Source organism: Chryseobacterium vrystaatense, from assembly GCF_000737765.1.
GTDB lineage: Bacteria > Bacteroidota > Bacteroidia > Flavobacteriales > Weeksellaceae > Chryseobacterium > Chryseobacterium vrystaatense.
Window position 1 is genome coordinate 350403 of sequence record NZ_JPRI01000012.1, and the last position, 18696, is coordinate 369098.

At 36.5% G+C, this 18696-nt stretch carries 15 protein-coding genes; 4 read left to right on the forward strand and 11 right to left on the reverse strand.

What is annotated here, in order from left to right; all coding sequences use genetic code 11:
* Positions 1-727 precede the first annotated feature (727 nt).
* Both IW16_RS23905 and IW16_RS26810 read left to right on the forward strand, forming a co-directional pair.
* Positions 728-1864, forward strand: a complete 1137-nt coding sequence (locus tag IW16_RS23905; RefSeq protein ID WP_034750736.1) for a helix-turn-helix domain-containing protein — start codon at positions 728-730, stop codon at positions 1862-1864.
* 92 nt (positions 1865-1956) lie between these two features.
* The gene (locus IW16_RS26810) at positions 1957-2124 is read left to right on the forward strand and encodes a hypothetical protein (RefSeq protein ID WP_165572038.1); all 168 of its coding nucleotides are present in this window, start codon (positions 1957-1959) and stop codon (positions 2122-2124) included.
* A gap of 63 nt (positions 2125-2187) precedes the next feature.
* Here the strand turns inward: IW16_RS26810 and IW16_RS23910 are convergent, their stop codons facing one another.
* The gene (locus IW16_RS23910; protein WP_034751377.1) at positions 2188-3033 is read right to left on the reverse strand and encodes an AraC family transcriptional regulator; all 846 of its coding nucleotides are present in this window, start codon (positions 3031-3033) and stop codon (positions 2188-2190) included.
* Between the two features lie 86 nt (positions 3034-3119).
* Between IW16_RS23910 and IW16_RS23915 the strand changes: the two genes are divergently transcribed.
* Entirely contained in the window at positions 3120-4307 is a 1188-nt protein-coding gene (locus IW16_RS23915) for an MFS transporter (RefSeq protein ID WP_034750739.1), read from the forward strand.
* A gap of 608 nt (positions 4308-4915) precedes the next feature.
* Here IW16_RS23915 and IW16_RS23920 read toward each other — a convergent pair.
* The 5 genes from IW16_RS23920 to IW16_RS23940 form a co-directional block, all read right to left on the reverse strand.
* Positions 4916-6052: a WG repeat-containing protein gene (locus IW16_RS23920; RefSeq protein WP_051890699.1), complete on the reverse strand. Its 1137-nt coding sequence runs from the start codon at positions 6050-6052 to the stop codon at positions 4916-4918.
* A 507-nt stretch (positions 6053-6559) separates the two neighbouring features.
* The gene (locus IW16_RS23925; protein ID WP_034750742.1) at positions 6560-7318 is read right to left on the reverse strand and encodes a hypothetical protein; all 759 of its coding nucleotides are present in this window, start codon (positions 7316-7318) and stop codon (positions 6560-6562) included.
* Between the two features lie 236 nt (positions 7319-7554).
* Positions 7555-8469 carry a helix-turn-helix domain-containing protein gene (locus IW16_RS23930; protein ID WP_034750747.1) on the reverse strand — a complete coding sequence of 305 codons (915 nt, stop codon included), beginning with the start codon at positions 8467-8469 and terminating at the stop codon, positions 7555-7557.
* Between the two features lie 80 nt (positions 8470-8549).
* Positions 8550-9347 carry an SDR family oxidoreductase gene (locus IW16_RS23935; RefSeq protein ID WP_034750750.1) on the reverse strand — a complete coding sequence of 266 codons (798 nt, stop codon included), beginning with the start codon at positions 9345-9347 and terminating at the stop codon, positions 8550-8552.
* A 251-nt stretch (positions 9348-9598) separates the two neighbouring features.
* Positions 9599-10657 carry a 3-oxoacyl-ACP synthase III family protein gene (locus tag IW16_RS23940; protein WP_034750753.1) on the reverse strand — a complete coding sequence of 353 codons (1059 nt, stop codon included), beginning with the start codon at positions 10655-10657 and terminating at the stop codon, positions 9599-9601.
* Between the two features lie 240 nt (positions 10658-10897).
* Between IW16_RS23940 and IW16_RS23945 the strand changes: the two genes are divergently transcribed.
* Positions 10898-14251 (forward strand): DEAD/DEAH box helicase, encoded by a 3354-nt coding sequence (locus IW16_RS23945; protein ID WP_051890701.1) that lies wholly within the window; start codon positions 10898-10900, stop codon positions 14249-14251.
* A 129-nt stretch (positions 14252-14380) separates the two neighbouring features.
* Here IW16_RS23945 and IW16_RS23950 read toward each other — a convergent pair whose 3' ends face one another.
* From IW16_RS23950 to IW16_RS23970, 5 genes are all read right to left on the reverse strand, one after another.
* Positions 14381-15679: a T9SS type A sorting domain-containing protein gene (locus IW16_RS23950; protein ID WP_034750757.1), complete on the reverse strand. Its 1299-nt coding sequence runs from the start codon at positions 15677-15679 to the stop codon at positions 14381-14383.
* Positions 15680-15895: 216 nt separating this feature from the next.
* Entirely contained in the window at positions 15896-17071 is a 1176-nt protein-coding gene (locus IW16_RS23955; RefSeq protein WP_034750760.1) for an acetyl-CoA C-acyltransferase, read from the reverse strand.
* Between the two features lie 136 nt (positions 17072-17207).
* Positions 17208-17708, reverse strand: coding sequence for an endonuclease V (locus IW16_RS23960; protein WP_034751382.1), 501 nt, complete (start codon positions 17706-17708; stop codon positions 17208-17210).
* A 13-nt stretch (positions 17709-17721) separates the two neighbouring features.
* Positions 17722-18084 (reverse strand): VOC family protein, encoded by a 363-nt coding sequence (locus IW16_RS23965; RefSeq protein WP_034750763.1) that lies wholly within the window; start codon positions 18082-18084, stop codon positions 17722-17724.
* Complete coding sequence (locus IW16_RS23970; protein WP_228376988.1) at positions 18081-18524, reverse strand: GNAT family N-acetyltransferase; 444 nt, start codon at positions 18522-18524, stop codon at positions 18081-18083. The genes IW16_RS23965 and IW16_RS23970 overlap by 4 nt, the downstream gene beginning before the upstream one ends.
* Positions 18525-18696 lie beyond the last annotated feature (172 nt).

The following is an 18696-nucleotide window of genomic DNA, read 5'->3' on the forward strand; positions in this document are numbered from 1 at the left end:
CTTTTATTTTTGTTCCTGTCATTTCTGTTTGTATCGTGTCAGTAATGTCTTGTATGTACATTAACCAGTTATTTCAATAAATCATTTGAATACCATCCTTCAAAGAAATAGCTATCAGTCCCGAAATATTGAATTCCTATATGGGACAATGTAAATCCACACATATTCCGCCGAAAATTACCATTAAAAAAGGATGACAAGCTTTGTGCTTAAGCAACAGGGCAAGATGGATTACTATTGGAAGCGACTGCTTTCAATATTTTCAAATTTGAGCTAGCAGGAATTTTAATCGAATTTGACTCTAGTAAAAACAATGACATTAAAAAGAATTTCTATTTCTAAAGGAATAGTTATCATATAGTTTATGGATAAAATAACAATAACTATTAAAAAATTTATGATACAAAGAAGGCGTTTTATCGTTCTCTTGTTCATATTATGACATTCAGAAATTACCCATTTAGTTTCTGCTGCTGCCTGTGCAATATGTTATAATGTGTTAAATATTATATGAGTTTTATTAAATAAGCTACATTAAACTATAATGAATTAGATTTGCATTTACCGTGTAAAGATAGAAATGGTTACATTTCCGCTTATATTATTTCAGCATCATCAAAAACTTTGAAGCAATATAAATTTTAAAAGCTTTTTGTGATTATCTACATATATTTTGCATCAGGAATATGGTAAATTATTTAAAATGAAACAACTTTTATATTAAAAATTGATTTATACAACACTTTTAATTATCGCAATTTTTCAGGGAATGCTCTTAGGCTTAGTCATTTTAAAGTCTTCCCTATTCAATAGTCGATCAAATAGATATTTAGCCTGCTTACTATTTACCCTTTCAATTAAATTACTGACTCAGGTTTTTGAGATTCAACACGTATTTACCTCCTATCCTCTGTTGCGTTTTATAGACAATATCGAGTGGATATTTTTAATACCTGCATTCCTATTCCTGTTTATTAAAAACAGGACTAATACTACTGGAAAAAGCAGACTAAAAAACTACTGGTATTTTATTCCATTTGCCTATTCCGCTGTCCTGAACATTGTAAACGATCTTGATCATGTTGAAGGAGTTTATACTATTCCTGAATCAGGCATCACCATAATCAGTATACTTGGTTTGATTCACCTTGCTTTAGCCGTTACATTTATTCCATTTCTACTCTTTTACTCTTATTTTACGATAAAACATTTAAAAGATTCAAAGGAAAAAAAATGGATACTTATCTTATTAACAATTGTGTCTTCAGTGCTATTTGTCTGGCTTATTAGCGCTTTGGCCGGCTTACTTCTTGACTACGACATTTCTTCTACCATGAGTATCTTGGCTTTATGTGCAACATTTATCATTCATTGGACTGCTTATATAGGGATTTACAAATATAAACTAGCCAAAAACAAAGAGGCTATTTATAATTTTCTAAATAATGATTCAGCTATTTCGTATCCCAATCTTCAAATTGTACAAAATAATACACCACAAGAGCATAGGGAATCTATTACTGCAGATAATCTTTATTTTCAAAAACTGGAACTTCTTTGCAAAGATCAGCACATTTATACCGACAGTACACTAAACAGAGAAAAAGTTGCTGAGAAACTGGGCATAAGCCCCGGATATGTTTCACAAATTGTAAACACGATAACAGGAGACAACTTTGCCCATTATATCAATCAATATCGAGTGGAAGCTGTGAAGGAAATGATATCAGATCCGGAATATGAAAACGATACTTTGTTGACAATAGGATTAGAATCCGGGTTCACCTCAAAAACGACTTTTTACAATGCCTTTAAAAAAGTGACGGGTCAGACACCCAATGAATACAAAAACACCACCAAATAAGTCCCATTTTCTCCAGTTTTAAGCTTTTGAAACCTATCTTAATTTGAACTGTTTGAGTTTTGCACCTAAAATAATTCAAAATTAACTTTTTTATGAAAAAGAATGAAACTGATGCAAAACCTTATCAAAAGAACAAAGAAATTAAATTTACCTTATCTCACCGTTATATGGTGCTGTGTAAGTTAGTTTTAAACTTATCATTTGCTTTGGCCATGGATCAACTGCGCGCCATATTCCCGGATCAGACAAATAGAATCTAGCCTCATAAGTGTGGCTACCTATTCAAACAAAATATACAGAAACTAACTCTGGCAGGATTATCATTACACCATTGCTTTGGGGCTTTTCATCTTTTTGAATTCCGTCAAACTCATATGATGTCGTTTTTTAAAAAATTTATTCAGGTGGCTTTCATCTGAAAAACCAAATTCAGTTACAATTTCATTGACCCGCATATCACTGAACAGAACCCGATGTTCAATCAATCTCATCTTATAATTCGATATATATTGCTGGATCGTTTCACCGCACTGCTTTTTAAAGTAACTGCCTAGATAGGTTTGAGAGAATCCGAATTTCTCAGATATTGCAGAAACTTTCAATAATGCTGGATCATGGATGTTTCCCTGGATATAATTAATAATATCAATTGCTCTTTTATCACTATTGGAAGTAATATGCTCTGCTCTCATCTTTGAAATATTTCTTGCCGCAATCACAATCAATGCATTTACATAGTTGAAAGTCAGTTCCTCTTGATAAAGATCTGGATAATTTAGACCGTGGAGCAGTGAATCTACAATTGAATTAACGAGAACGACATCAGGCTTATTCTGTAAAATACAACCAGACAAAAAGGAAGCACCATAAAGTAGGCATTCCATTGAATTAATACTGTTCCACTTGTAATTTTTCACATAACGTTCACTGAACTTTACGAGCAAAAGGTCTGTATTTTCAATAATTTCCAAATTGTGCTGGTCATTTGGTGTTAGGAGAATCAGGCTGCCTTTACTGTATGAAGAAATATTATCATTTATTTTAAGAAACCCTTTTCCAGCAATCACATATACCATCTGGAAAAAGGAGAATTGGATATCCTTTAAAGGACAGCTTACTGCCTGATGGTATTCTACCTTAACCAATTGATCTATATTCTCTCGTTTCATGTGGTAAAAATACCTATTTATCATTAAAATGTACTGATTTTTTATAATATTTCTGTTCAAATTTGCTGTACAAAATTTTAGCATTAATGAAAACATCAATTTACGTATTAGCACTGGGTGCATTTGGTATCATTACCACTGAATTTGGAATAGTGGGTATCTTACCAACAATCAGCCGGCAATTTGACGTATCCATTGATACTGCAGGTTGGCTACTTAGTGCCTTTGCGATAACCGTAGCGGTTTCTTCCCCTTTTATAACGTCATTTACAACCAAAATAAACCGAAAATTCCTGCTATGTCTGGTCATGAGCATATTTGTTCTTTCCAACTTAATTTCTGCATTCTCCACAAATTTCACAATGCTTATGATCGCTAGAATATTGCCTGCAATATTGCATCCTTTATTTTGGAATATCGCCATCGCAATTGCATTCAAGGAAAAGGGTGCAAAAGGAGTTTCTACAGTAATGTTGGGATTAAGCTTGGCCACGGTGCTCGGCATTCCCCTTACAACCTATGCCGTAGACCTTTTCCATACCTGGCAGGCATCATTTTTCCTTAGCAGTGCAATAAGTTTGATTGCATTTATGGGTCTATTACTCTTTGTCCCCCCTATTCCTGCAGATCAGGCAATATCTACAAGGAATCAGGTAGAAGTTTTGAAAAGTCCTCTTTTATGGCTCAATTTGATTTCTACCATAGCCACGCTAGCGGCAATGTTTGCGAGTTATACCTACCTTACTGCTTACCTTGAACAGATTACCCATATGAACGGTGCCCAGATCAGTATGATGCTGCTCCTTTTCGGTGGAATGGGAACTCTAGGGAATTGGCTTATGGGATTAGCTTTGCATCGCAATGTTCTCTTGACTACAAGACTGTTTTTAATCCTCTTAGTGACGGTACAGATTCTGGCCTATTACCTTGGCGGAAATTATATTCCAATGGTCATTATTGTATCCCTCTGGGGAATGATCCATACTGGAGGATTTTTGGTATCAAATATCCGGACGACACAATCTGTTCCCCATCACACATTAGAATTTGTAAATAGTCTGCTGACTTCCTCCTTTAATATCGGAATTTCCTTAGGTGCATTTCTGGGAGGATTAGTAAGTGCTTATTACGGAGTTCATTATATTTTATGGGTAAGTATACTTTTGTTGACAGTAACCTTTATTCTGAGTTTTGTGACCTTTCGTAAAAATATTATAGACAATGAAAAGACAAAACAATTGGAACCTGTAGTATCTGCATGTGAACATAGCTAAGTGTTTTCCAGTTCCTTCACTTTTAACCTTTGCCAGATCCGGGCAATGACAGTGGAATTACAACTATCCCAATAGGGTCTTAGAATTGGAGCCAATGATTTCCCGGAGGATTTCACAGAAATGAATGCTCGATATTTAATCGCCTATCTGCATCGATGTATTAAGTCTAAAAACAAATCCTAAGTATAATTCTTTGATATGTTTAAGCTCACAAATAAAACTATAATGTTTGGAAAGCAAAATTTTTGAAATTTATATACATTGGAAACCTTAGAATAAATTATTCTAAGGTTTTCTAATTTTACTCATGTTTGTCACTATATCGATTTAAAAATTGCAAAACACAGTGGTAAAAAACTCTCAGTGAATATTGAAAACTCTGGAGATTTGCCATTTCTTTTGATGCTATTATTTTATACATGGACGGAAGCAATACAAAAACTCACTTTTCACCAATAATTTGGGAGAAAAATCAGAAAAAGATAACCATAAAACTGCAAGCCACAAAAAAAATAAAATCCATAATCCTTGACGGTGGAATCTTTATGGATTACAGTCCCGACGACAATATAAAAATTTTCAAATAGACTAAAATTCTATTTTTGTATTTAAAATAATCTTTTTCCTTTTTTATCGATATAAAACCAGTTTCCGTTTTGTTTTACCAGCGCCACACCGTCACTAAAACCATATAAATCGTCATAAGCTTCTTGGAACAACTCTTTTCCATTTGCATCAAAAAACTTTGCACCTCCATCTCCAATGACACCAACTATTCCTTCACCAGGCTGTATTTGACTATAAACAGGGGGAATGATCATTTCGTTTTTTTTATTGATAAGACCTATTTTTCCATCAACATAAACGCCCGCCAAACCATTATAAAAATTGAGTGCCCGTTCATATTTTGCAGGAATGACCATGTTTCCTTGTTTGTCAATAAAACCAAATTTATTGTTCAGAACTACGGTTGCCAATCCATCACTAAAATCAGGGTAACCATCATAAATTAAAGGAACAGCTACCTCACCTTTTTTGTTAATAAAACCACTTTTATCATTCATCTCAACCATAGCCAGACCATCCCGAAAGTAAAATACCTGATCATATTGGGGCTGGATAACAATGTTTCCCTGTTTATTCATATAACCGCTTTTGCCATCTCTTTCAATGGGAGCAAGTCCCTCCTCAAAGGAGGATAGAATCTTGCAGTTACAAAAAATCTTTTTTTTGTGGTTCATTTTATCAATGATATACCATTGGTCATTTAGTTTCACAGTGCTTACTTCTTCGCTAAAACTATTGGCTTTGTCGTACATTACAGGTATAATTTCCGTACCTTTTTCATCGATAAATCCCCATTTTCCATCCAATATTACCACTGCTCTTCCATTTTCAAAATCCATGGCAAAATCATACTTTAAAGGGGTAATCTCTTTACCGGTGGTATCTACAAATCCATATTTTTTGCCGATTTCGACTGCCGAAAAGCCATTTTTAAAACCATTCGTAAAATCATATTTGCAGGGCACTACAGGATCACCTTTCTTATTGATGAATCCTTTCTTACCATTGAGCTCCACTTCTGCAAAACCGTTCTCAAAGGGATTCATCTTGTCATAATTGATTGTTTTGTAGTTCTGGGCAGTGTTATTCTTTTGATCTACATTATCCTGATTTTTATATCCACACCCCATAAGTATAAGGAAAGAGAATAATAAAGCGGCTTTTTTTATAATATACATGATACTTTAGTTTTTATTTAGGTATTGTTATTCAAAAAACTTCAATAGGTCTTAGTGTGATTCTATCCCAGTCAAAAATATTCATTTTTTCAAACTAAAAGCTGAGCTGCTGGGGTTTTATAAATACATTTAACTTGTGATACCCTCTTCTAATATTATCCCGGGGGATTTTCCAAACAGATTCAATTCGTCCCGAATACCGGTTTTTAAACGATCTTCAACAACAGAATCCAAAGTTACTGTTTTATCAATTCAACATTTCTTTCTGAAATTCAAGCATTTCATTCTCTATCGTTTGCAGCACCACTTTCGCCCCCATGCGCTGCACATTCTTGTAAAAGTACCGTAAGGCACCAAAAGTACTTGATCTTCTTCTTCCACATGCAAATAGTTATGACACGCTATGTGTTGCCATTTATGTGCATTAATTTTTGATGTGTGAGAAAAAAAAATCGGATGATGAACCGTTCCCTTAGTTGTGATTATATGTCACAAAAAACAGAAGCTTTACTGCCATGTAAATACATAATTGTAAACTACTCCATTAGTGAAAACATATTTTGCTGTTAAAGGATAGTTGGCACTGTCATACGTATATTCAACAGAGTAGCCGGTTGTTGTTCCGTCTAAGTTCTTAGTGAGTTCTGATTTGGCATTGGTTTCATGCTGATAAACAAAAGGGTCTAATACTCTGTCCCATGCATGTGCATTGTCTTTAGTTAAGGTCGAAATACCTGTTTTTGTTCCTGTAGAATTATAAATATCACTCACACTGCTCCCATTACCGTCAGTATAGACAATGTCGCTCTTTTGGGTAAGATTGCCAGCCCCATCATAATATTTAACCCCGATGAGATTACTGCTGGATTTAGTACCGTCATTGGTATACTCTGTACTGTTATTCAAAGTTTCAAGGCCAGCGTTAACTGTATAGATTGCTCTTTTTGTAATTAATTTTCCCTGATAGGTAAAAACATGGTAGCTTAGCAAGGTGTTGTTTGTGCTGTACATGCTCCTTTTGGTCTGCAAGCCGTTAGTATATTCTACTTTTGTTGTACTGCCTACTGCACCGTTAGAAGAATAGTTCGTAATCTCTGAAATATCTCCAGCACTGTTGTAAGTGAATTTGTAAAGCAGCTGATTATCTCTTTTTACTTCAATAATTTTTTTTTGTTGGGGTTGATCAATCACCTGCACAATTTCGTCGGAACCGGAACTGCATGATAAAAGAAGCACCAATGGCAATGCTGATAAAAATAATTTCATTTTCGTTGGTAAAAATTTTCACAAAGAAAAGAAATTATTCCCAATCGTATTGATCAATATATACCTTTCATTACATTTCTCCAACTTACATGGTATCCTGAAGACTGAAAGAGAAATCTTATTTACCCTAAATTTTATGATCAATCTATTCTTATTGAGTACTTCTACTTTTCTAGTGATCTTCTTCCGCAATAAAATGCCCGACAAATGTGTCAGGCGGATATAAGTATATTTTTTCAATTAAATGACTGCCTGTAGCTCAAAGGGGTTTCCTCTGTTTTCTTTTTAAACAGTTTATTAAATGACTGCGGATGTTCAAAACCCAAAGCATAAGCAACTTCCGAAACCGAAAAATTGGTGGCAGTAAGATATTCTTTCGCTTTTTCGATCAGTTTTTCATGAATGTGCTGCTGTGCATTCTGCCCGGTAAGGTTCCGGAGCATATCACTTAGATAATGAGGAGACAGATGAAGCGCCGAAGCCAGAAATTCCACAGTAGGAAGGCCGTTGTTTACCCCTTCCTGTCTGTTGAAGTAGTTTTCCAGTACGGCATCCATTTTGGAAAGAAGATCGCTGTTGATTGATTTCCTTGTGATAAACTGTCTTTTATAAAAACGGTTGCTGTAATTCAGCAACACTTCAAGATAGGAAACAATAACATCCTGGCTTACCTCATCGATAGCTGTATTCAATTCATTTTTGATATTGTCCAGCAATCCCGTTATCACTGTTTTTTCCTGATCAGATAAGTGCAACGCTTCATTCGTATCATAAGAAAAGAAACCATATTTTTTAATATTCTTAGCCAACGGATACGTACGGATAAAATCTGGGTGTACCAGCATTGTATATCCACAATATTCTGCATCTACATCTGTAGAGAGTATCTGTCCCGGTGAAGTAAACATCATTCCCCCTTCATTAAAATCGTAGTATCCCTGCCCATAACCCATTTTTCCATGCTCAGAAAATTTATAAGAGATTTTATAAAAATTCATGAGAAAACTTTTGTTCAGCAGCTCTTTATCAACACTCATTTTCGTATTGTCTACCAGACTTATTAATGGATGAACAGGTTTTGGAAGCTTCAGCAGACTGTGAAGTTCCGATATGGACGAGATTTTCATTGGAGTATTATCTTTCTTTTCCATTATATAAATGTATTAAATATTTGGTTTAAAAAACAGCATAAATACAATGTATTTATGCTGTTCACCTATCGATATCTTTCTTAGATAAACTGCTTTCCTAATTGCTCTCTGAAAAGCTCATCTCCCAGCTCAAGACGCTGTGCATACAAAGCTTTCGCATCTTCTCCTGCCACATATCTTAATTGTTTCTTACCATCTGTAGCAGCTTCATACACAACCTCAGCAATCTGTACAGGTTCCGAAGCAGCTTCCATCATTCCTTCCATGTTGGAAAACAGGGAATTGGTCATTTCTTCATATGCAGGGCTTGTTGCAGCATCCAACGAACGGCTTACAAAATCTGTTTTAATTCCGCCTGGCGAAACGGTCTTGATATCAATTCCAAATCGGTTCAGTTCAAAAGCTAAACTCTCGCTCCAGCCTTCCAGTGCCCATTTGGTTGCATGGTAAGTCGAACCTAAAGGAAATGCAATCAGTCCTCCTATGGATGTGGTAGAAATAAACGTTCCACTTTGCTTCTCTCTGAAATATGGGATGAACGCCTGTGTTACTCTGATCACCCCTAAAAGATTGGTATCTAACTGTTTTAAAATCTGCTCATCGGATAAAGCTTCCAAAGGTCCGATAAGACCGTATCCGGCATTATTAAAAACCACATCCACATTCCCCAACTCGATTGTTTTTTTTACGGTTGATTTGATCTGTTCCAGATTTGTGACATCTAAAGGAAGCAGAGTTACATTCTCCAGCCTGCTAAGTTCCGTATCTGCTTCAGGGTTTCTCATGGTTGCAATAACGTTCCATCCTCTGCTTTGAAATAATTGGGCAGCCGCTTTTCCTAATCCTGTTGAAGCGCCTGTTATAAAAATTGTTTTCATTTTGTTCTGTATTAAATTAACAGGACAAAGGTCAGCATTGCCGCAAAGGTTGAAGTTGCCAAATTGGACTAACGTGTAGCCAAAACGGATTAAAATAATTTAATCCTATTTTTTGCTTTTAGAATGGCATAATCACATTGTGTCACCAGGTAAATAAAGAAAGGCCCAGATAAAAATCTGAGCCTTTGTTCAATAAAAGAGTAAGGATCGTATGAACGTTGAAATCACAACTTCCCTCTCTATATAATCAGTTAAAATTTATAAACAAATGAGTTGATATTCATCCCTGCACCTACAGAAGCAAATAAAACAATATTTCCTTCCTTTATTTCGTGGGAAGGAAGTTCTCCATCCAGGATCATTGTAAGCAAAGTCGGAATAGTTGCTACACTGCTGTTTCCAAGCTTACTGATGACCATTGGCATAATGTTTTCCGGCATTGGCAGATCATACAGCTGGTAAAAGCGCTTTACGATAGCCTCATCCATTTTTTCATTAGCCTGATGGATGATGATTTTGTCCAGTTGATCGATAGTATATCCACTGGCATCCATACATTTCTTCATCGCGTCTGCTACATTCACTAAAGCAAACTCATAGATCTTGCGGCCATCCATCTTGATATATTTGGTATCAGGACAGCTTTCATTATTGTATGATTTTCCAAAAAACAGGAAATCTTTTTCGTTTAAAGTATATGAAGCCGATAAGTGAGACTGTATTCCACTACTATCTTCGCTGAGTTCCAGAATGGCAGCACCAGCTCCATCAGCATAAATCATACTGTCTCTGTCATGGATATCAACTACCCTTGAAAGTGTTTCTGCTCCAATAACCAGGCAACGCTTTGCGATACCCGACCTGATGAAAGCATTGGCCTGTATGACACCTTCAATCCAGCCAGGACATCCAAACAGGACGTCATAAGCCACACAGAAATTATTTTTGATCTTTAACAGGTGTTTTACTCTTGCAGCCAGACTTGGCACACTATCCGACTGAACTGTACCAAACCGTACATCGCCAAAATTGTGGGCAAATATGATATAATCCAGTGTTTCAGGATCTATTTTAGAATTTTCTATTGCTCTCTGTGCTGCTATCAAACCCAGATCAGAAGTTACCTGATGCTCAGATGCGTACCTTCTTTCTTCGATGCCGGTAATTTCCTTGAGCTTTCTGGCAATAATATCATTTGCTTCCTTTAATGACTCTCCGTTTTTATTAATAAAATGATGCTGGTCAAAAAATAAATTTGTAATTGTTTCCGGCGGAATATAATTGCCGACGCCTATAATCTTGCTTGTCATTAAAAAAAAATTATAATCTTCTTAAATTCATTTCGTATTTTTCATGAATTTAAATATTGTACAATAATAACGATAAAATATCTATTAATCGTATGATAAAATATAATTGAATATTTATATTGGTATTCGGAGCATACAATGATGCTCCGAACTTCTCCGAAACGCCCTCTGTCATTAGGTTTTTATTTCATTCATGTTCCTCTGAATTATTGTCATCCTTTTTTGTAAATTCGCATGCTCATGGCAGCATATATTATTGAAAATAAAAGCATCACTACGCTTTCTGTGTATGATCTTCTGAAACATACCTCCGGAAGCTCATTTCTGGAGATCAGAAATTTTGACGAGGTCTATCCTACTGCCATTGAAAGCAACAACGGAGTTTTTACAAAAAGTTCTCCACTACAGGATTTTCCTGATGTTTCCGTAAGCCAGATCGGCAGTTCTCTGGTAAGTACATGTACCTGCAGCAACCCCAAAAACAAACTCTGTGAGCATCAGACAGAAATTTTTCATTGCATTTTAGAAGAAAAAAAATTCAGAACTTTCTTTGATCCCTTCCTTCGCAGCAAACTCTTTATTGACAAAGCCAAAAGTTATGGTTTAGAAAATGAACCTGACCTTGATGCTTATTTTGAGCTTGAATATACTGACGGTAAAATTGAGGTACGGCCTAAGATCAAAGAGATGCTGCCGATAGATGAAGATATTTTTAAACAGCAACTTCTTCCTCAGCGTTCTTCAGTGATTCATGAATTAGCTTTACAGGAAAACGGTAAAAGAAAAATACTGATCATCGGCAGGCACCGGTATTACAGCCATCTGAACTTTTCGCTTATGGAAGCTGATACCACACAGGCAGGAAAAATCAAAAATCCCGTCGGTCCGGTTGATGCCATGGAACTGATCTGGAAAGCCGAAGAACCCTCACATATTAAATTCTACACTGCTGTTTCGGCTTTTCAGAATAACTACAATGAAGATTATAATTCAGCAGAATTGGCCGCTCTTAAGCTTATTGTACAGAATCCCCTGGGGTTGGAAACATACTATCACGACCGGGAATTGTCAGAAACAGTATCAGCAAAATCCCTTGTTCCCGTAAAACTGGATGTTTTACAGGCAGAAATACAGCTTAGTGTATTCAGGAAAGAGCCCTTTTATGAAGTTACGGGTGAACTGGAATTTAATGATATTTCTATTCCGTTTAAGAATGTTATCATCAGGAATGACTATTTTGTCTTCAGCAGAAATACTTTCAGTTTTGTAGAGGATTCCGATATGCTGAGGGTCATCAAATTTTTTAAAGCCAACAACGAAATACTGCTTGTTCATGCTTCAAAATATGAAGACTTCATGAAGAACACCCTTGCTTCTCTCGAAGAACGCATTCATATTAATTACAGTTATATACAGCCTGCAACTCCAGTGCAGATTGAAGAAAAAAAACATCAAAACGAAAGGATTGTTTACCTTCGTCAACAGGGAAATTACATCGCAGTAACACCAGTCATGAAGTATGGCCAAGCTGAAGTTCCTGTGTACTCCAGAAAGCAGCTTTTTGGTACGGATCAGAATGGAAACGTCTTTAAGATTGACAGGAGTGATGCAGAAGAGGCCCGTTTTACGTCTCTTATTATGAAGCAGCATCCTGACTTTGAGGCTCAGATGGATGGCTATGATTATTTTTATCTGCACAAAGATAAATTCCTGGATGAGGATTGGTTTCTTCATGCTTTTGAGACCTGGAGAAACGAAGGTGTTATCATTCTGGGTTTCAATGAACTTAAAAATAATAAGCTCAATGCACATCGTGCGAAAATTAATATTCAGATCACCAGTGGGCTGGACTGGTTCAATGCAAAACTGAAAGTTACCTTTGGGCAGAAAGATGCTGCTTTAAAACAGCTTCACCGTGCTATCCGCAACAGAAGTAAATTTGTACAGCTGGATGACGGTACGATGGGAGTTCTTCCGGAAGAATGGATCACCAGAATGAATGAATTTTTCCGCATCGGAGAAATAGATGCTGAAGACCTTAAAATTCCAAAGATTAATTTTTCTGAAGTATCTTCTCTGTTTGAAAAAGAAGTTTTAAGTGAAGAGATACAGGAAGAACTTTCTTCCTACTCGCTTCAGTTCTCATCTGCCACTGACCTTCCCGAAGTAAGTATTCCTAAGGAATTACAGGCGGTATTACGAGACTATCAGCATGATGGATTGAACTGGCTGAATTTTTTAGATACGCTTAATTTTGGAGGATGCCTGGCGGATGATATGGGATTAGGCAAAACCTTGCAGATCATTGCATTTATTCTTTCCCAGCGCGAAAAACATGGGCATAAGACTCATCTTGTTGTGGTTCCTACTTCCCTGCTCTTCAACTGGCAGGAGGAAATTAATAAATTTGCCCCTTCCATAAAGGTCATGACTCATTACGGAGCAGACAGACTGAAGGCATCGGACCATATGTCCGGCTATGAAGTGATACTTACCAGCTACGGAATGCTGCTTTCAGATATCCGTTTTCTGAAAGAGTTTCGTTTCAGCTACGTTTTTCTGGATGAATCTCAGACTATAAAAAATCCTGATTCGGAAAGATATAAGGCTGCGCGTCTCCTGCAATCCAGAAACAGGATCGTTCTTACGGGTACACCTATTGAAAACAATACGTTTGATCTTTACAGTCAGCTTTCTTTTGCTTGTCCAGGACTTTTAGGGAGCAAACAGTATTTTAAAGATATCTATGCTGTTCCTATTGATAAATTTGAATATGGAAAGCGGGCTCAGGAACTTCAGCAGAAAATCAGACCTTTTATACTTCGGAGAACAAAAAAACAGGTCGCTAAAGAACTTCCGGAAAAAACAGAAATGGTGATCTTTTGTGAAATGGATGCCGAACAGCGGAAAATATATGATGCTTATGAGAAGGAACTTCGCGAATTTATTGCAGCCAATGATGACGATGACCTGAATAAAAACAGTATGCATGTACTTACGGGGCTTACAAGGCTTAGGCAGATATGTAATTCTCCTTTGCTTTTAAAAGAAGGATATTCCGGTGATCACGCAGTGAAAATAGAAATATTGATGGAGCAGATCCAAAGTAAATCTAAAGATCATAAAATTCTCGTGTTCTCCCAATTTGTAGAAATGCTGGATTTACTTAAAGTTGAACTTGAACGAAAAAAAATTCCGTTTGAATATCTTACAGGACAGACCAAAAACAGAGGTCAGGCCGTTAATAATTTCCAGGAGAATGAAGAAATCAGGGTATTTCTTATCAGTTTAAAGGCCGGCGGTGTTGGCCTTAATCTTACACAGGCCGATTATATCTATCTGGTCGATCCATGGTGGAATCCTGCGGCAGAAAATCAGGCTATTGACCGAAGCTACCGTATAGGACAGACCAAAAATGTGATCGCTGTCCGGATGATCTGCTCAAATACTGTGGAAGAAAAGATCTTAAGTCTTCAGAAAAAGAAAAATGAACTGGCACAAAATCTCCTTCAAACAGACGGGACCGGTATACAGAAACTTTCAAAGCATGATTTACTTGAAATTCTGGAATCCAAACCTAATAAAAACATATAAATATCAACTATTTAACACTTTTCGGTTAGGATAAATTATCCAATAGGTATCATACAAAACAAAACCGACAGATAGACTCTGCCGGTTAAAAAACAAAAATTGATATGGATATGATTAGATAAGTGTTTCTTATTTTTTGATGATCTTTTCAGTGATACTTTTTCTATCTTTAGTATAAATCCTGATCAGGTAAGTTCCGGATGTAAGGTTGTCCATATTAACAACATTGGATGTGCCTTCCATGAGCTTCTGCCCTGCGATATTGTATACTTCGTATTTTTCAAGTCTCTCTTCAGTTTTCACATATACTGAACCTGAAGTTGGATTAGGATAAATTTTTGCTGAAGATTTTTTTGTTACTTCAGATGTCCCAAGATTTGCCGGCTGTACATTTAAAGTATAATCTTCAGCCTGCCCGATGAACCATCCTGAAGGACATGGAAGATTTTCCAGAGTTCCCATCCAGGAACTGGATTCGTAGGCCTTTACAATTCTTATACGGGTTTGTCCCAGTAGTGCATCAGCAGGAATATCGATTGTTCCTGATGTTACTCCCGACTGTTTGCCAGCAATAGGATTAGAATTATCAAGATAACCTAATTTGAATACTTCATTGGTATCAAAAAAATTATTATGATTAAGATCAATATAAGCATAAGCAGATACCGATGTCTGTCCCTGAGTTCCTCCGGTTATCGTCATCGGATAAGAACTTCCTCTTTTTACATTGAAAACAGTATTCGTAAAATTCTCGATGACATCTGAATTTCCATCGATATTGCTGTCATTGGACATTCCTGTAAATTCTACCTTTGTAATTTCACTTACTGTTAAAGTGGTAACATTTTCAGCTCCACAATACGGTGAAGGAAAACCTACATTGTTTCCTGTAATATTAACGGTATAATCTTCTGCCTGTCCTGCACGCAGATTAGTATCGCAAGCAGTATTGATAGAGTTTGCAGCATTTGGATTCGAATAGGCTGCTACATTTGTGTTTTTAAGGATTCTCATTCTTGTAACCCCTGGGGATGCACCAGCCGGAACTGAAATATTACCATTGATTGTTAAGGCGTTGAAAGGATTAGCAGCTCCCAACCTTCCAATATAGAAACTTTCTCCTGCATCGTCGAAATTACCATTTCTGTTAAAATCAATAAATACTACAACATCACTTGGAAAAGTACTTGACGGTCCTTTTACGGAGATTTGATAATTGTTCCCAGCCTGGAGGTCTGTTGACATTGATGTAAAGTCTTCAAGAATCTGTGAGTTCCCATTTTGAGAAGATGATGGATTGTTGATATTCCCAAAACTAATATGGGTGATCATGTTACTGTCGGCTCCATATTCAAATGCCGGAGAACAGTACTGCGCATTCATCATCATATAGAATACTACGGCAGAAAGAGTAGATAATTTCTTCATTTATTCCTTTATTTTCTTGAGACAAATTTATATTTATTTAGAATCAATAAAAATAAGAATGTGATGATATTTATCAGTTTATTAAAAATCGTGTGCGGAATTAAAATTTAATCCTGCAAAACAATAGGTTTAATTCAAATATAATCAACAAGTTGTCACTGAAAAAAGGAAACCTCTGTATTCAAATGACAACTTATGTAATTATTCCAAAACTATTTAGTTTATGTTTTCGAGAAGAATAGCTGAAGCTCCTCCACCTCCATTACAAATAGCAGCAATTCCATATCGTCCGCCTTCCTGTTGCAAAACATGGATCAGCGTTGTAATAATCCTTGCCCCCGAAGCTCCTATTGGATGTCCCAAAGCAACAGCTCCACCATACACATTTACCTTATCAAGATGATACCCTAGAATCTGCTGGTTGGATAAAATGACCGAACTATAGGCTTCATTGATTTCAAAATAATCAATATCAGCTAATGCAAGACCCGACTGCTTCAGTACTTTTTCGATAGCAATAGAGGGAGAAGTTGTAAACCATTCAGGAGATTGAGCTGCATCAGCATATGCTATAATTTTTGCCAAAGGTTTTTGCCCATATTGTTCCAATGCTGCAGAAGATGCTAACAACACAGCCGCCGCACCATCATTCAGATTACTGGAATTTGCGGCTGTCAGTAAGCCATCCTTTTCAAATACAGGTTTTAACGAAGAAATCTTTTCAGGAATAAGCTTAGCTATATCTTCATCCCGGTCTATAAGTGTTTTTTTCGCTTTGTTCTCCACAGACATGGTAATCAGTTCACTTTTAAATTTGTTATTCGTCGTTGCTTCCTGAGCTCTTTTGTAGGAAAGTAAAGCGTAATCATCCAATTCCTGTCTTGTATGTCCGTATTTTTTCACTCCCAATTCTGCGGCGCTTCCCATGTGAAAATCATGGTACACATCCCAGAGACCATCCTTAATGAGCCCATCTATTATCTTAGCATCGCCAAGTTTCAGTCCCTTTCTAAGATAGGTGTAGTGCGGAACATTGCTCATACTTTCCATACCGCCGGTCATGACTATATTTTCCAGCCCCAGCTGGATTTGTTGCGCCCCTATCATCGCTGCCTTCATTCCTGAGGCACACACTTTATTGATTGTAGTAGCATCTTTATCCACAGGAATTTTAGAAAAAACAGATGCCTGTCTTGCAGGTGATTGTCCTACTCCTGCTCCCAGGACATTTCCCATGTATACACTTTCTATATGTTCGGGAGAAAGTGATATACTTTCGTAAGTATTCTGAATGGCCAATGCACCTAATTGTGTTGCCGTAAAACCTGATAGATTTCCCATAAATCCCCCTATGGGTGTGCGTTTTGCAGCAACAATAAATACGTCTTTCATATGTATGAATTTAAATATACCAACTGATATATTATTGGTTAAAAATTTTATTTCATAACAAATATAGTCAAAATATACCGATCGGTATATTTTGATTCAAAAAACTTCTCACAAGATATTTGTGAGAAGTTTACTTTTATGCTCTGCTCAGCTGATCAAGTTTTTTCAGCAATGTGGGCATTCGATAAGAACCATGCATCTGCACTACTTTAGGCAACAGGTCATCCACATCTTCTCCTCTCGCTGTAAGAAATAGCGGGCTTTTACTTTCGCCCCTCAATACAGCTCTCCTTTGAGAATCCGTTGATGCAAATTTATTTTTTGCAATTCCTATGATGGAGTATTTCCCATCTAAAGCTTCGTGCAGATAGCCTCCCAGACCAATTTTCCCATCATTATCCAGTGTAACATAACCGTCAACAATAATAAGATCTCCTTGTTGTAATCTGATCTTCCTCAGTAAATTTAAAATGCAGGGCAATTCCCTTTTATAGAAAGCACCGCTCTCATAATCAGATGTAATATCCGTTTTTTCGACAAAAATATCGGATTCGTTTTCTGAGGTCCAATCTTCAAATGCAATACAAACCGTATTGGCATAGTCCTCGTAATAATAAGTATCAAAAGCGTAAATCATATTTCTATCATCATTAAAAAAATTCACCGAAATGCCAAAGGATTCCCGCCGGATCATGTACAAAACACTCCTTGCCCCAATCCATTGTTCTTACGGGTGTGAGTTTCACGCTTTCATATTTTTCTGTAAGATTCAAAGCCTGAAGTTCCTTCCAGAATTCATCAGTATTCTCTACTTCCATAAAGATCATGGTATTCTCTATCCAGTCTTTGGCATAATAATCCTGAAGATAAAAAGCAGTTTGCTCTTTTTTAAACACAGATAATTTAGAATCAAGGATTACTTCCTCAAACCCAAGGTCTTTATAAAAGTTTCTGCTTATTTCAAAGTTTCCGGCTCCTATAAATGGTCTGATAGATTTCACTTGCTGTATCATCGTTTTCTTTTCCAGTTATTATAAGTCATCTCAAATTTGATCTCTTTTCCATGGGTCCCTGTTTCCTCCCAGCCGGATTTTTTGTAAAATGTAGCCGCTCTTGTTTCCGGTGCCGTTCCGAGCCAGACATCTTCAGAGGTCTGGGTAAAATACCAGTCAAGCATAATATTGTGTAGTTTTCTTCCAATACCTCTATTCTCAAAATCGGGATGTATGAAAAGTGCCCAGATATTATGTTCTTTAAGATCTGCAATAGAGAACCCGACAATTCTGGATTCTATTTCGCATACCCAGCCTTTTCCTCTTTCAAATAGAAATTCCTCACAGTCAGCATCGGTTACCAATCCCGGATCAGACAGCATATTTTCTTTTACAGAATTTCTTACCATTTGAATCTGTGGAATGTCTTCAGGTTTCGCTTCACGAATTAGTATGTTCATGGATATATTGGCTAAAGCCATATGTTTTTTATTTCTTTTTTATAGGAACGGGCATAAGCCCGTTCCTATTGAATATATTATATGTTCATCAACTAGAAGTCCGATTCTTAATTTACCTGATGCTTTTAAGCCGCAAAAATTTTATCCAAAACAAATTGTGTACTGCTGGAAA

Coding starts and splice junctions, on each gene's coding strand:
- IW16_RS26810 (WP_165572038.1), top strand. CDS start 1,957: ATGAAAAAGAATGAAACTGATGCAAAACCTTATCAAAAGAACAAAGAA.
- IW16_RS23910 (WP_034751377.1), bottom strand. CDS start 3,033: ATGAAACGAGAGAATATAGATCAATTGGTTAAGGTAGAATACCATCAG.
- IW16_RS23915 (WP_034750739.1), top strand. CDS start 3,120: ATGAAAACATCAATTTACGTATTAGCACTGGGTGCATTTGGTATCATT.
- IW16_RS23920 (WP_051890699.1), bottom strand. CDS start 6,052: ATGTATATTATAAAAAAAGCCGCTTTATTATTCTCTTTCCTTATACTT.
- IW16_RS23925 (WP_034750742.1), bottom strand. CDS start 7,318: ATGAAATTATTTTTATCAGCATTGCCATTGGTGCTTCTTTTATCATGC.
- IW16_RS23930 (WP_034750747.1), bottom strand. CDS start 8,469: ATGGAAAAGAAAGATAATACTCCAATGAAAATCTCGTCCATATCGGAA.
- IW16_RS23935 (WP_034750750.1), bottom strand. CDS start 9,347: ATGAAAACAATTTTTATAACAGGCGCTTCAACAGGATTAGGAAAAGCG.
- IW16_RS23940 (WP_034750753.1), bottom strand. CDS start 10,657: ATGACAAGCAAGATTATAGGCGTCGGCAATTATATTCCGCCGGAAACA.
- IW16_RS23945 (WP_051890701.1), top strand. CDS start 10,898: ATGGCAGCATATATTATTGAAAATAAAAGCATCACTACGCTTTCTGTG.
- IW16_RS23950 (WP_034750757.1), bottom strand. CDS start 15,679: ATGAAGAAATTATCTACTCTTTCTGCCGTAGTATTCTATATGATGATG.
- IW16_RS23955 (WP_034750760.1), bottom strand. CDS start 17,071: ATGAAAGACGTATTTATTGTTGCTGCAAAACGCACACCCATAGGGGGA.
- IW16_RS23960 (WP_034751382.1), bottom strand. CDS start 17,708: ATGATTTACGCTTTTGATACTTATTATTACGAGGACTATGCCAATACG.
- IW16_RS23965 (WP_034750763.1), bottom strand. CDS start 18,084: ATGATACAGCAAGTGAAATCTATCAGACCATTTATAGGAGCCGGAAAC.
- IW16_RS23970 (WP_228376988.1), bottom strand. CDS start 18,524: ATGAACATACTAATTCGTGAAGCGAAACCTGAAGACATTCCACAGATT.